Origin of the sequence: Streptomyces sp. NRRL F-2664 (assembly GCF_000719345.1) — a bacterium.
GTDB lineage: Bacteria > Actinomycetota > Actinomycetes > Streptomycetales > Streptomycetaceae > Streptomyces.
The window spans coordinates 16,297-28,904 of the sequence record NZ_JOFX01000040.1 but is presented as its reverse complement, the minus strand read 5'-3'; the positions used below and the strand labels follow the sequence as shown (position 1 = coordinate 28,904).

The window sequence follows — 12,608 nt, the reverse complement described above, 5'->3', positions numbered from 1 at the left end:
GCGGATCCTTGTCGGTACGGGTCGTCAGGGGCGGGGCCGGCTTACGGGGCGACGGTCAGCGGGCTGTCGGCGAGCAGCGCGGTGCCGGCGAGGGAGGGGGTCTCGGCCGGCGACGGGGTGGTGGCGGTGGCGTGCAGGGCGTCGGCGAACTCGTCGACCGCCTGGAGGAGGTCGATCTCCGCCTCGGGCCGCAGCCGGTCGGGGCCGGAGCCGCGCTCGACGCAGGAGTCCAGGACGAACCGGCCTGCGGTGACGTGCCGGGCTCCGAGCGCGGAGAGCACGGGGCGCAGGGCGTAGTCGATGGTCAGGACGTGGGCGAGGCTGCCGCCGGTCGCGAGGGGCAGAACCGTCTTGCCGACCAGGCCGTCCTGCGGGAGCAGGTCGAGGAAGGCCTTGAGCAGGCCGGTGTACGAGGCCTTGTAGACCGGCGTCGCGATGATCAGGCCGTCCGCCTCGGCGACGGCTTCGAGGGCGCGGCGGATCTCGGGCTCGCCGCGGCGGGCCGCGAGCAGGTCGGCGGCGGGGAGTTCGCGCACGGCCAGGCGGCTGGTCTCGAAGCCGGGCCGGGACCGGGTCAGGTGGCGCAGGGCATGCTCGGCGACGACGGCGGTACGGGAGTGGGCCGAGGGGCTGCCGGTGAGGGCGAGCAGCTTGGGCTTCGCACGGTGCTGGCGGGCGGGGGCGGGTGCGGGCACGGGGGCTCCTTGGGCGGCGTACGGTGTGTGCCGGATCAGACGGCGGGGGCGTCGGAGGTGGAGGCGCCGGAGGCGATGCCGAAGGCGGGGTCCGGGACGGCCTCCGGGCTGATCAGGCGGGAGGGGGTGCCGTCGGGGCCGACCGGGACGTCGCCGTCGACGGTGACGCGGCGCAGGATGCGCTCGTGGTCGTCGGAGTCGTCCACGCCGTAGTGCTGGGTCGCGCGGTTGTCCCAGATGGCGACGTCGCCGGGCTGCCACTGCCGGCGGACGGTGTTCTCGGGGCTCTCGATGTGGGCCTGGAAGAGGTCGAGGAGGGTGCGGCTGTCCCGGCCGGTGAGGCCCTGGATCCGCTGGACGAAGTTGCCGAGCAGCAGGGTGCGTTCGCCGGTCTCGGGGTGGACGCGGACCACCGGGTGCTCGGTGAGGAACGTGGTGGAGGTGAACACCTCGCGGTACTGGGCCAGGGCCTCGGGGAGGGCGTCGGGCCTGAGGGCGGCGTAGTCGTACTCGTTGGAGTGGATCGCGCGCAGGCCGTCGGCGAGGGCGCGCAGCGGGGCGGGGAGTCCCGCGTAGGCGGTGGCCGTGTTGGCCCAGAGGGTGTCGCCGCCGTACGGGGGGATGGTCACGGCGCGGAGGATGGAGAAGGCCGGGTAGGCGGGGACGAAGGTGACGTCGGTGTGCCACTGGTTGGCGCGGGCGCCGTGGTGGGAGTCGATGCCGAGGGCGTAACGGCCGTCCGCGGAAGGGACGGTGGGGTGCGCGACCAGTGCGCCGAGCCGCTCGGCGAAGGCCTCGTGGGCGGCCTCGTCGAGGTGCCCCTGGCCGCGGAAGAAGACGACCTTGTGGGCCAGGAGGGCGTCCCGGATCGCGGCGACGTCGGCCGCGGGCAGGTCGCCGCCGAGCCGGACGCCGGTGATCTCGGCACCGATCCGTCCGCCGATCTTCGTGACGGTGAGGGTGGGGGTGGGGGTGGGGGTGGCGGTGGCCATGGTGACTCCTCGGGTACGGAGCTGCGGAGTGGTCTCCGCAGCGGATGCGGTACTGCGGGTGCGGGGGTGCCGTGGGGGGCGTGCTGTGCGGGTTCGGCGGTCGTGTACGGGCCACGGGTGGGCGGTGGTGCTGCGCCGCGAGCGGGTGCAGCAGTGCCCGGTGCGGTGGTCCGGATTCAGGGGCGTGGGTGGTGCTGTGCGGGTGACGGGGGTGCTGTCGTGCAGGCGGATCACGGGAGCGGGTGCGGGGCGTCGTGGGCCGGGGGTGTTCCGGTACGGCGGTGGACCGCTGGGTGCGGGTGCAGTGCGGAGGGGCGGTGGCCCGGGTGGGTGGTGGACCGAGGGCGCGCAGGCCCCTCGGGCCCGCGGACCGGTGGCCCGGTGGCCGCCGCCCGGGCCGGCCTGCCCGACGGCCACCGGGCCCGCAGGTCACCGGGCCCGTGGAGGTCCGGATGGGGGAACCGCCCGGCGGGCGCACCACCGGCTGTCGTGCGAGCGGGCCGGGGTCCGCCGCGGCCTGTGCACCGTTCGGACGATGAGAACCGTGCGGCCGATGAACCGGGCGTCCGACGGACACCGGACCACCGACCAGCCGGTCCGGGAAGCAGCGGCACGACCGGGGTCCAGGGGGCCGTCCGGCCCTGCACCGCTGCTGCCGCTCCGCCCGGACGGGGATCGGCTTCGACTGATGGTCACCGCACCGCGGGCCGACCGGCCGGGCCGGCCGGGTTGCGGCCGCCGGGGGTGGTGCGCGGGCCGGTTCGGCCCTGGCGCCATCGGGCCGCCTCGGGCCGTGGATCACCGGGGGTGGTCAGGGCCGTCGGGTTCGACGCCGTCGGCCGGTGGCCGGTCGGTCGGTCGGGTCAGGGGCGACAGGGGGCCGGACAGCGGCCCGGACACCGGCCCGGCGCGGTGCAGGGGCCGGGAGTGCGGAGCCGCGGGGCGAGAGGTTCGTTCGCGGACATGTCCCGGAGCGTGTCAGTGCCTCCGACCGGGGTCAACCCCCGTCCACGGCTACCGCCCGCACCCCCCGCCGGACCGCGCGTGCACCCCGTACACCCCTTACGACCTGCCATTTCCCCGAACGCCGCCCAGCAGGCCCCCCGGCCTCCGCGGCCGAAAACCGTGGCCGGATTTCACGCCCCCGCAATGCGGCCGCCACGCGTTCGCCGGATCCGGAGGGCGAGGCGGCCGCGGATCCCGCTCGACCTGCACCGGTGCCGTCGGCGGGCCGTCGCCGTCGGGCTGCACGCCGGCGTGCCCGCGGTGTGCCGCCCGCGTGGTGGCCGGGCCGCATTCCTTCTGTCGGATGTCTGCAATCCGGCGGTCCCGGTCGTGACCGCACCGGCGAGCGTCCTGTGCGCGCGGTACCCGCAGGAGCCGCGGACGGCCGCGCGGGACCTCGCGCACGTCCGCGACGCCCCGAGCGGACCGCGGTCCCGCCGACGGGTCCGGCGGCGCCCCCTGGAGGCCGCCGCAACCGTGCTGCTCAGCCGGGTCTTCCAGGACCCCCTCCGTACGCTCCGAGAGGGGGAGATCACACCCGCCGGTATGGTGCCACCTGAGCGCGCTCCCCTACATTCGAGCCATGACGGTCCTGCCTGACGACGGGCTCTCCCTGGCCGCCGAGTTCCCTGACGCGACGCATGAGCAGTGGCAGCGCCTTGTAGAAGGCGTACTGCGCAAGTCGGGCAAGGAAGCATCCGGCGAGGCCGCAGAAGAAGCGCTGTCCACCCGACTCCAGGACGGGCTCACCACCCGCCCGCTGTACACCGCGCCGTCCGACGCGACGGCCGCCGACACCGGTTTCCCCGGCTTCGCCCCCTTCGTCCGCGGAGGCAGGCCGGAAGGCACCACCGCGAACGGCTGGGACGTGCGCCAGCGCCTCGTGGGCGGCGATCCGCAGCGCCTGAACGATGCCGCCCTCGCGGACCTGGAGAACGGCGTCACCTCCCTCTGGCTCACCGTGGGCCGCGGCGGCATTCCGGTCGACGCCCTCGCCCGCGCCCTGGACGGGGTCTACCTGGACCTCGCCCCGATCGCCCTGGACGCCGGCGCGCAGTACGCCGAGGCCGCCCGTGCGCTGCTCGACCTGTTCGCCGAGCGGTCGGTGGCTCCGGAGGCCGTGCGGGCCTCGCTGGGCGCCGACCCGCTGGGCCACGAGGCCCGTACCGGCGAGGCGCTGGACCCGGCCGCCGCGGTGGACCTGGCCCGCGAGGCCGCCGCCGGTTTCCCGGGGGTCCGCGCCCTGACCGTGGACGCCCTGCCGTACCACGAGGCCGGCGGCAGCGCCGCCGAGGAGCTGGGGCTTTCGCTGGCCACCGGCGTCGCCTACCTGCGCGCCCTCTCCGCAGGTGGGCTGAGCGTCGAAGCCGCGCTCGGACAGCTGGAGTTCCGCTACGCCGCCACCGCGGACCAGTTCCTCACCATCGCCAAGTTCCGCGCGGCGCGCCGGCTGTGGGCCCGGATCGCCGGGGCCTCGGGAGCCCCGGAGGCGGGCGCCCAGCTGCAGCACGCCGTGACCTCGCCGGTGATGATGACCCGCCGCGACCCGTGGGTGAACATGCTGCGCACCACCGTGGCCTGCATGGCCGCGGGTGTCGGCGGTGCCGACGCGGTCACCGTGCTCCCCTTCGACCACGAGCTGGGCCTGCCGGACGCGTTCGCGCGCCGCGTCGCCCGCAACACCTCCACCATCCTGCTGGAGGAGTCGCACCTGGCCCGGGTGATCGACCCGGCCGGCGGCTCGTACTACGTCGAGCGCCTCACCGACGAACTCGCCCACGCCGCATGGGAGTTCTTCCAGACCGTGGAGAAGGCGGGCGGTCTCGCCGCCGCCCTGCGCTCGGGGCTGGTCGCCGAACGCCTCGCCGCCACCTGGGCGGAGCGTTCCCGGAAGCTGGCCAGCCGCCGCGAGCCGATCACCGGTGTCAGCGAGTTCCCGCTGCTGTCGGAGAAGCCGGTCGTCCGCGAGGCCGCGCCGGCCGCTCCTGCGGGCGGCCTGCCCCGCGTTCGGCGCGACGAGGCGTACGAGGCCCTGCGCGCCCGCAGCGACGCGCACCTGGCGGCAACGGGCGCCCGCCCGAGGATCTTCCTGGCCGCGCTGGGCCCGGCGGCGGCGCACACCGCGCGCGCCACCTTCGCCTCGAACCTGTTCCAGGCGGGCGGTGTCGAGCCCGTCCACGACCCGGTGTCGGTCGACCCGCGGACGGCCGCCGCGGCGTACGCGGCGAGCGGCGCGGACGGCATGGCCGTGCTCTGCTCCAGCGACGCACTGTACGAGGAGCAGGCGGCTGCGGTGGCCGATGCCCTGCGCGCCGCAGGTGCCTCCACCGTCTTCCTCGCCGGCCGGCCGGGCACTGCCGAGGCTTCCGTGGACGAGTACGTCTTCGCCGGCTGTGACGCCGTCGCCGTGCTGTCCTCCGTACTCGACCGGATGGGAGTGCCCGCATGAGCATCCCCGATTTCTCCGAGCTGGCGCTCGACCCCCTCACCGCCTCCGGGGCCACCGAGGAGCAGTGGCGCTCCGCGGTGAAGGAGTCCACCGGCACCGCGGCCGCCGACCTGCTGTGGGAGACGCCCGAGGGCATCGGCGTGAAGCCGCTGTACACCGGGCGGGACGTGGAGGGTCTGGACTTCCTGCGGACCTACCCGGGCGTGGCCCCCTACCTGCGCGGCCCGTACCCGACGATGTACGTGAACCAGCCGTGGACGATCCGGCAGTACGCCGGCTTCTCCACGGCCGAGGAGTCGAACGCCTTCTACCGGCGCAACCTGGCGTCCGGCCAGAAGGGCCTGTCGGTGGCCTTCGACCTGCCGACGCACCGCGGATACGACAGCGACCACCCGCGCGTCACGGGCGACGTCGGCATGGCGGGCGTGGCGATCGACTCGATCTACGACATGCGGCAGCTGTTCGACGGGATCCCGCTGGACCGGATGTCGGTGTCGATGACGATGAACGGCGCGGTGCTGCCGGTCCTCGCGCTGTACATCGTGGCGGCGGAGGAGCAGGGCGTCTCCCCCGACAAGCTCGCCGGGACCATCCAGAACGACATCCTCAAGGAGTTCATGGTCCGCAACACCTACATCTATCCGCCGAAGCCCTCGATGCGGATCATCTCCGACATCTTCGCGTTCACCTCGCAGAAGATGCCGCGGTACAACTCGATCTCCATCTCGGGCTACCACATCCAGGAGGCCGGTGCCACGGCCGACCTGGAGCTGGCGTACACCCTCGCGGACGGTGTGGAGTACCTGCGGGCGGGGCAGGCGGTGGGTCTGGACGTGGACGCGTTCGCGCCGCGCCTGTCGTTCTTCTGGGCGATCGGCATGAACTTCTTCATGGAGGTCGCGAAGCTGCGCGCAGCCCGTCTGCTGTGGGCGAAGCTGGTGAAGCAGTTCGACCCGAAGAACGCCAAGTCGCTGTCGCTGCGCACGCATTCGCAGACCTCGGGGTGGTCGCTGACCGCGCAGGACGTCTTCAACAACGTGACGCGCACGTGCATCGAGGCGATGGCGGCGACGCAGGGCCACACCCAGTCGCTGCACACCAACGCCCTCGACGAGGCGCTCGCACTGCCGACGGACTTCTCGGCGCGCATCGCCCGCAACACGCAGCTGCTGCTCCAGCAGGAGTCGGGAACCTGCCGGTCGATCGACCCGTGGGGCGGCAGCGCGTACGTCGAGAAGCTGACGTACGACCTGGCGCGGCGGGCCTGGCAGCACATCGAGGAGGTCGAGGCGGCCGGCGGTATGGCGCAGGCCATCGACGCGGGCATCCCCAAGCTGCGCGTGGAGGAGGCCGCGGCGCGCACGCAGGCGCGGATCGACTCCGGCCGGCAGCCGGTGATCGGCGTGAACAAGTACCGCGTGGAGAACGACGAGGCCATCGAGGTCCTCAAGGTCGACAACTCCTCGGTGCGCGCCCAGCAGATCGCCAAGCTGCGGCGGCTGCGCGAGGAGCGTGACGAGGCGGTCACGCAGGACACGCTGCGGGCGCTGACGAACGCCGCCGAGCGGGGTGACGGCAACCTGCTCGCGCTGGCGGTGGACGCGGCGCGCGCCAAGGCGACCGTGGGTGAGATCTCGGACGCACTGGAGAAGGTGTACGGGCGGCACGCGAGCCAGATCCGTACGATCGCGGGCGTGTACCGCAACGAAGCAGGCGAGTCGCCGTCGGTGGAGCGCACCCGGGCGCTGGTGGACCGGTTCGAGGAGGCGGAGGGCCGTCGTCCGCGCATCCTGGTGGCCAAGATGGGCCAGGACGGTCACGACCGCGGCCAGAAGGTGATCGCGACCGCCTTCGCCGACCTGGGCTTCGACGTGGACGTCGGCCCGCTGTTCCAGACCCCGGCGGAGGTGGCCCGCCAGGCCGTCGAGGCGGACGTCCACGTGGTGGGCGTGTCGTCGCTGGCGGCCGGTCACCTGACCCTCGTCCCGGCGCTGCGCGAGCAGCTGGCGGAGGAGGGCCGCGAGGACATCATGATCGTGGTCGGCGGGGTGATCCCGCCGGCCGATGTCCCGACGCTGCTGGAGATGGGCGCGACGGCGGTGTTCCCGCCGGGGACGGTCATCCCGGACGCAGCCCACGACCTGGTGACGCGGCTGGCCGCCGACCTGGGCCACGAGCTGTAGGCGGGCGCCGGTGCCGAAGATCGACATCGAGGCCTACGCGAAGGGGGTGCTCGACGGCAGGCGTGCGGTCGTCGCCCGCGCGATCACCCTCGTCGAGTCCACCCTGCCGGCTCACCGGGCGCTCGCGCAGAGCCTGTTGACGCAGCTGCTGCCGCATGCGGGGCGGGCACGCCGGATCGGCATCAGCGGGGTGCCGGGGGTGGGCAAGTCCACCTTCATCGACGCCTTCGGCACGATGCTGACAGGGCTCGGCCACCGGGTGGCGGTGCTCGCGGTGGACCCGTCCTCGACGCGTACGGGCGGCTCCATCCTGGGTGACAAGACCCGGATGGAGCGGCTGTCGGTGGATCCGGCGGCGTTCGTGCGGCCGTCGCCGTCGGCGGGCACGCTGGGCGGCGTCGCCAAGGCCACCCGTGAGTCGATGATCGTGATGGAGGCGGCGGGCTACGACGTGGTCCTCGTCGAGACGGTCGGTGTGGGCCAGTCGGAGACGACGGTGGCGGGGATGGTCGACTCCTTCCTGCTGCTGTCCCTGGCCCGGACGGGCGACCAGCTGCAGGGCATCAAGAAGGGCGTCCTGGAACTGGCGGACGTCCTGGCGGTGAACAAGGCGGACGGCCCGCACGAGCGGGACGCGAAGGCCGCGGCGCGGGAGCTGTCGGGCGCGCTGCGGCTGATGCACCCGGTGGACGCGGCGTGGACGCCGCCCGTACTGACGTGCAGCGCGCGGGAGTCGGCGGGGCTGGACGAGGTGTGGAACCGCCTGGAGCAGCACCGGACGCTGCTGGAGGCGGGGGGCCGGCTGGCGGCGAAGCGGGCGGCGCAGCAGGTGGAGTGGACCTGGTCGATGGTCCGCGACGAACTGCTGGAGCGCCTGCGCGCGGACCCGGCGGTACGCGACCTGGCACCGGCCCTGGAGTCCGAGGTGCGGGCGGGGACCCTGACCCCGACCTCTGCCGCGGACCGCATCCTGTCGGCGTTCGGCAGGCCGGGCGCCTGAGGTGGGTGCGGCGGCCCGGCGCCCCTGCGGGGGAGCCGGGCCGCCGTGTCACGCCTCGACGAGGACCGGGGCGGTCGGGGTGAGGGACTCGCGCAGGATGCGGGCCTGTTCCGGGGTGTCGTCGGCGGCGAGGAGGGCCGAGAGGACGGCGATGCGGGCCTGGCCGGCGCGGAGGGTGCCCGTGGGGACGGCGCCGGCGGCGACGAGGTCCACCGCGCCGCCGTGCGTGTAGATCTCGGTGACCGGACCGGCCATGACCCGCGTGGTCAGGGCGACGAGCACGCCGCGGGCGACCGCGGCCCGGACCGCCTCGACGATCTCCGGGGTGGCGTTGCCCGCGCCGGTCCCGATGAGGACGACGCCGCGGGCGCCGGCCTCGACGGCGGCGTTCAGGAGCACGGGGTCGGCGTCGGCGTGGTGCATCACGATGTCGACGCGCGGCGGGAGTTGGGGCATGGCGGGCAGCGGGAGCGGGGCCGGGCGCCGGGGGGTGCGCAGGAGGGTGACCTTGCCGAAGCCGACCTTCCCGAGCAGGTCCTGGGAGGGGTCGGCGAACGCGTCGAGGTCCACGGCCTGCGTCTTGACGGTGCCGCGGGCGGCGTGCACGCGTCCGGCGAAGGCGATCAGGACGCCGAGGCCGCGGGTGGTGGCGGCGGTGAGCAGGGCGTCGTACAGGTTTCCGGGGCCGTCTCCGTCGGCCGTGCCCATGGGCCGCTGCGATCCGGTGAAGACGACGGGACGCGGGTCGTGGTGGTGGAGGTCGACGAGGAACGCCGACTCTTCGAGGGTGTCGGTGCCGTGGGTGACGACGATGCCGTCGACGCCGGGGTCGGCGAGCACCTCGTGCACGGTGCGCAGGAGGGTGAGCTGGTGGGCCGTGGTGAGGCGGGGGCTGTTCACGCTGAACAGGTCGACGACCTCGACGGTCATGCCCTCGGGCAGCGGCGCCGTGGCGATGACCTCGTTGCCGTCGGCGTCCGCGGCGAAGCCGGAGCCCTGCCAGCGGCTGGCTATCGTGCCGCCGGTGCTGATGACGACGATCCGTCCCATGCTGGGTGCCGCCCTTCCGTCACTCGTACATATGTGCTCAAAGCAGCAATGATAGAGCGATCTTCACGCAATAGGCTTGCGTCTTCCATCGAGGTGTTCGCGAGACCTTGGGTGATAATTGCGCCATGGACGCCATCGACCGCGATATCTTGCGCGAGCTCCAGGCCGATGGGCGGCTGAGCAACCAGGAACTCGCCCACCGCGTGGGGCTGACCCCGTCCCCGTGCATGCGCCGGGTGCGGCAGCTGGAGCAGGACGGTGTGATCCAGGGCTACCGCGCCGTGATCGACCCCGAGGCGGTCGAGCGCGGTTTCGAAGTGCTCGTGTCGGTCGAGGTGCGCCGCGACCGGGAGGCGGTGGAGGCCTTCGAGGCCGCCCTCCAGGACATCCCCGACGTGATCGAGGCCTACCGCCTCTTCGGGAGCCCCGGCTGCCTGCTGCGGATCGCCGTCGCGGACCTGCGCGCGTACGAGCGGCTGTGGATCGAGAAGCTCACCGCCCTGACCGGTATCACCGAGGTCAACTCGCAGATCATCATGAAGCGCATCAAGGAGCCGACGGGCCTTCCGGTCGACCGCTGACCCGTCCGGCCGGCGGGAACGCCCGTGCGCCGACGGCCCTTTCGGGTCGTCGGCGCAGGCGTCGCGTCCCGCCGGGCCGGGGTCAGCGCAGGGCGCCGGCCTCCTGCTCGCTGCGCTGGTGGGGCAGGACCGGGGTGGTGCGGTTGAGCTTCTCACCCTCGACGTCCATGTTCGGCAGCATCCGGTCGAGCCAGCGGGGCAGCCACCAGGCGGACCGGCCGAGCAGCGCGAACAGGGCGGGCACGAGGGCCATGCGGACGACGAAGGCGTCGAAGAGGACGGCGACGGCGAGGCTGAAGCCGACCATCTTCACGAAGACGTTGTCCTCCATGATGAAGCCGGAGAAGACGCTGACCATGATGATCGCGGCGGCGCCGACCACCCGGCCGCCGTAGCGGAATCCGGTGACGACCGCTTCCTTGGGCTGCTCCCCGTGGACGTAGGCCTCCCGCATCCGGGTCACGAGGAAGACCTCGTAGTCCATCGCGAGGCCGAACACCACACCGATCATGAAGATCGGCAGGGTGCTCATGATCGGACCGGGCTGTTCGACGCCGAAGAGGTCCCCGAGCCAGCCCCACTGGAAGACGGCCACGACCGCACCGAGGGCCGCGCTCACGGAGAGCAGGAAGCCCAGGGCCGCCTTGAGCGGGACGAGCAGCGAACGGAAGACCAGGACGAGCAGGAGGAAGGCGAGTCCGACGACCAGCCCCAGGTAGGGAAGCATCGCGTCGTCGAGGGTCTGGGAGAAGTCGATGAACAGGGCGGTCTGGCCGGTCACCAGGATCTCGGCGCCGCCGTTGCCCGCTCCGAGGGTGCCGGCGGCGCCCCGGATGTGCCCCACGAGCTCCTCGGTCTCGGTCTCGGTGGGTCCGGTCTTCGGGATGACCGTGAGCACCGCCGTGTCGCCCTTGTCGTTGGGCGTGGCCGGGGTGACGGTGGCGACGCCCTCGACCGCGGCGAGTTCCTTGCCGACGCCGCCGGCGGCGGCCGCGGCGTCCTTGGCCCGGACCGTGACCGTCAGCGGACCGTTGAACCCGGCGCCGAAGGACTCGGACAGCATGTCGTAGGCCTTGCGCTGGGTGGTCTCCGGCGCCATGGTGCCCTCGCCCGGCAGGCCGAGCTGGAGGCTCGCCGCCGGTACGGCGACGGCGCCGAGGCCGACGACGCCGAAGAGGAGGACGACGAGCGGTCGGCGGACGACGAAACGTGCCCACCGGGTGCCCAGGTTCGGCTTGTGGCCCTTGGCGGCCCGCTGGTCGGCCTTGCGCTGCTGGCGCTCGGTGAGCGGCTTGCCGCTGTACTGCTTGCGGTCCCGACGGGGCATGACCTTGATCGGTGCGAAGCCGAGGAGGGCCGGGACGAAGGTGATGGCGATGAGGACCGCGACGGCGACGGTGCCGGCCGCGGCGAGACCCATCTTGGTGAGCATCGGGATGTTCACCACGGTGAGGCCGGCCAGGGCGACGATGACGGTGAGCCCGGCGAAGACGACGGCGGAGCCTGCCGTCCCGACGGCCCGTCCCGCGGCCTCCTGGCGTTCGCGGCCCTCGGCCATCTCGGAGCGGTAGCGGGAGACGATGAACAGGGCGTAGTCGATGCCGACCGCGAGGCCGATCATCAGCGCGAGGGTGGACGTGGTGCTGGACAGGCCGAGGGTGCTGCCGAGTGCGGTGATGGCCGCGCCGCCGATGGCGACGCCGAGGATGGCCGTGAGCAGGGGCATGCCCGCGGCGATCATCGAGCCGAAGGTGAGGACCAGGACGATCGCGGAGATCAGGATGCCGATGCCTTCGGCTCCCCCGCCCGGTGCTCCGTCGACCTTGACGGCGTCACCGCCGGCCTCGACGACGAGGCCGCTCGCCCGGGCGTCCGCCAGGACCTTGTCGAGGCCGTCGTGGGCCTTGTCGTCCAGTTTGAGCGCGGTCAGCTTGTAGGTGGCGACGGCATAGGCCGTGGTGCCGTCCTGGCTGATGGCGTTGGTCTGGAAGGGGTCGGACGCGGAGATCACGTCCGGTGCCTTGCCGAGCGCCCCGACGAGGGTCTCGACCTTGGCCTTCTGGGCGGGCTCGGAGAGCTTCTCGCCGCCGGGCGTACGGACCACCACGCGGGCGGTGGCCCCGTCCACGCTCATGGCCGGGAACTTTTCCTTCAGCAGGTCGAAGGCCTTCTGGGACTCGGTACCCGGCATCGAGAAGGTGTCGGCGGGCGGCGCCGGCGCGGTGGAGGCCGCGAAACCGACCCCGACCAGGACGGCGACCCACAGCAGGGCGACCAGGCCTCGTCGCCGGAAGGCGAAGCGGCCCACTTTGTAAAGGAAGGTGGCCATAGCGAAAAGAACTCCTGTGCGAATCAGGGGGCGAGCGGGGCGGTCGGTGCATTCGGGGGGTGGTCGGCACGGTCGGCCGGAGGTCCGGCCTCGGAGGGCGCCGTCCGTGACGCCATCATGGCACAGACATGGCGCCACTGTCGTGCCATTTCCGCGCCACCGAGGCGGAGTGGCCGGAAGAGGCTGCTCGGTGCACGGCTTCACGCAGCCGCCGGCGCAGGCGGGCGACCACCTGCGACCTGGGGGATCGCCGCCACGGGCACGGTCCGGTTCACCCAGCCGACCGACAGTCGGGGCGAGTTGGTACCGGCCACGGCGCCCGCG

The 12,608-nt window shown here is 73.2% G+C and carries 8 protein-coding genes; 4 read left to right on the top strand and 4 right to left on the bottom strand.

The window, feature by feature from the left end; all coding sequences use genetic code 11:
• Window positions 1-41: 41 nt before the first annotated feature.
• Window positions 42-695, bottom strand: a complete 654-nt coding sequence (ssuE, locus tag IF89_RS41025; RefSeq protein ID WP_051807732.1) for an NADPH-dependent FMN reductase — start codon at window positions 693-695, stop codon at window positions 42-44.
• A 35-nt stretch (window positions 696-730) separates the two neighbouring features.
• Window positions 731-1,687, bottom strand: coding sequence for a TauD/TfdA dioxygenase family protein (locus IF89_RS0128230; protein WP_030773966.1), 957 nt, complete (start codon window positions 1,685-1,687; stop codon window positions 731-733).
• A gap of 1,588 nt (window positions 1,688-3,275) precedes the next feature.
• Here IF89_RS0128230 and IF89_RS0128225 point away from each other — a divergent pair.
• Genes IF89_RS0128225 through meaB form a run of 3 tightly spaced genes read left to right on the top strand, consistent with a single transcriptional unit; the run spans window position 3,276 to window position 8,324 of the window.
• On the top strand, window positions 3,276-5,141 hold the full coding sequence (locus IF89_RS0128225; RefSeq protein ID WP_030773963.1) for a methylmalonyl-CoA mutase family protein: 1,866 nt from the start codon (window positions 3,276-3,278) through the stop codon (window positions 5,139-5,141).
• Window positions 5,138-7,324: a methylmalonyl-CoA mutase gene (gene scpA / locus IF89_RS0128220; protein ID WP_030773959.1), complete on the top strand. Its 2,187-nt coding sequence runs from the start codon at window positions 5,138-5,140 to the stop codon at window positions 7,322-7,324. The genes IF89_RS0128225 and scpA overlap by 4 nt, the downstream gene beginning before the upstream one ends.
• 10 nt (window positions 7,325-7,334) lie before the next feature.
• Entirely contained in the window at window positions 7,335-8,324 is a 990-nt protein-coding gene (gene meaB / locus IF89_RS0128215) for a methylmalonyl Co-A mutase-associated GTPase MeaB (protein WP_030773956.1), read from the top strand.
• A gap of 48 nt (window positions 8,325-8,372) precedes the next feature.
• Here the strand turns inward: meaB and IF89_RS0128210 are convergent, their stop codons facing one another.
• On the bottom strand, window positions 8,373-9,374 hold the full coding sequence (locus tag IF89_RS0128210) for an asparaginase (protein ID WP_030773954.1): 1,002 nt from the start codon (window positions 9,372-9,374) through the stop codon (window positions 8,373-8,375).
• 125 nt (window positions 9,375-9,499) lie between these two features.
• On the opposite strand from IF89_RS0128210, the gene IF89_RS0128205 reads away from it, so the two are divergent.
• Window positions 9,500-9,955 carry an Lrp/AsnC family transcriptional regulator gene (locus IF89_RS0128205; protein ID WP_030773951.1) on the top strand — a complete coding sequence of 152 codons (456 nt, stop codon included), beginning with the start codon at window positions 9,500-9,502 and terminating at the stop codon, window positions 9,953-9,955.
• Between the two features lie 82 nt (window positions 9,956-10,037).
• Here the strand turns inward: IF89_RS0128205 and IF89_RS0128200 are convergent, their stop codons facing one another.
• The gene (locus IF89_RS0128200; protein ID WP_051807729.1) at window positions 10,038-12,284 is read right to left on the bottom strand and encodes an MMPL family transporter; all 2,247 of its coding nucleotides are present in this window, start codon (window positions 12,282-12,284) and stop codon (window positions 10,038-10,040) included.
• Between the last annotated feature and the right edge of the window lie 324 nt (window positions 12,285-12,608).

Coding starts and splice junctions, on each gene's coding strand:
- IF89_RS0128200 (WP_051807729.1), bottom strand. CDS start 12,284: ATGGCCACCTTCCTTTACAAAGTGGGCCGCTTCGCCTTCCGGCGACGA.
- scpA (WP_030773959.1), top strand. CDS start 5,138: ATGAGCATCCCCGATTTCTCCGAGCTGGCGCTCGACCCCCTCACCGCC.
- IF89_RS0128205 (WP_030773951.1), top strand. CDS start 9,500: ATGGACGCCATCGACCGCGATATCTTGCGCGAGCTCCAGGCCGATGGG.
- IF89_RS0128225 (WP_030773963.1), top strand. CDS start 3,276: ATGACGGTCCTGCCTGACGACGGGCTCTCCCTGGCCGCCGAGTTCCCT.
- IF89_RS0128210 (WP_030773954.1), bottom strand. CDS start 9,374: ATGGGACGGATCGTCGTCATCAGCACCGGCGGCACGATAGCCAGCCGC.
- IF89_RS0128230 (WP_030773966.1), bottom strand. CDS start 1,687: ATGGCCACCGCCACCCCCACCCCCACCCCCACCCTCACCGTCACGAAG.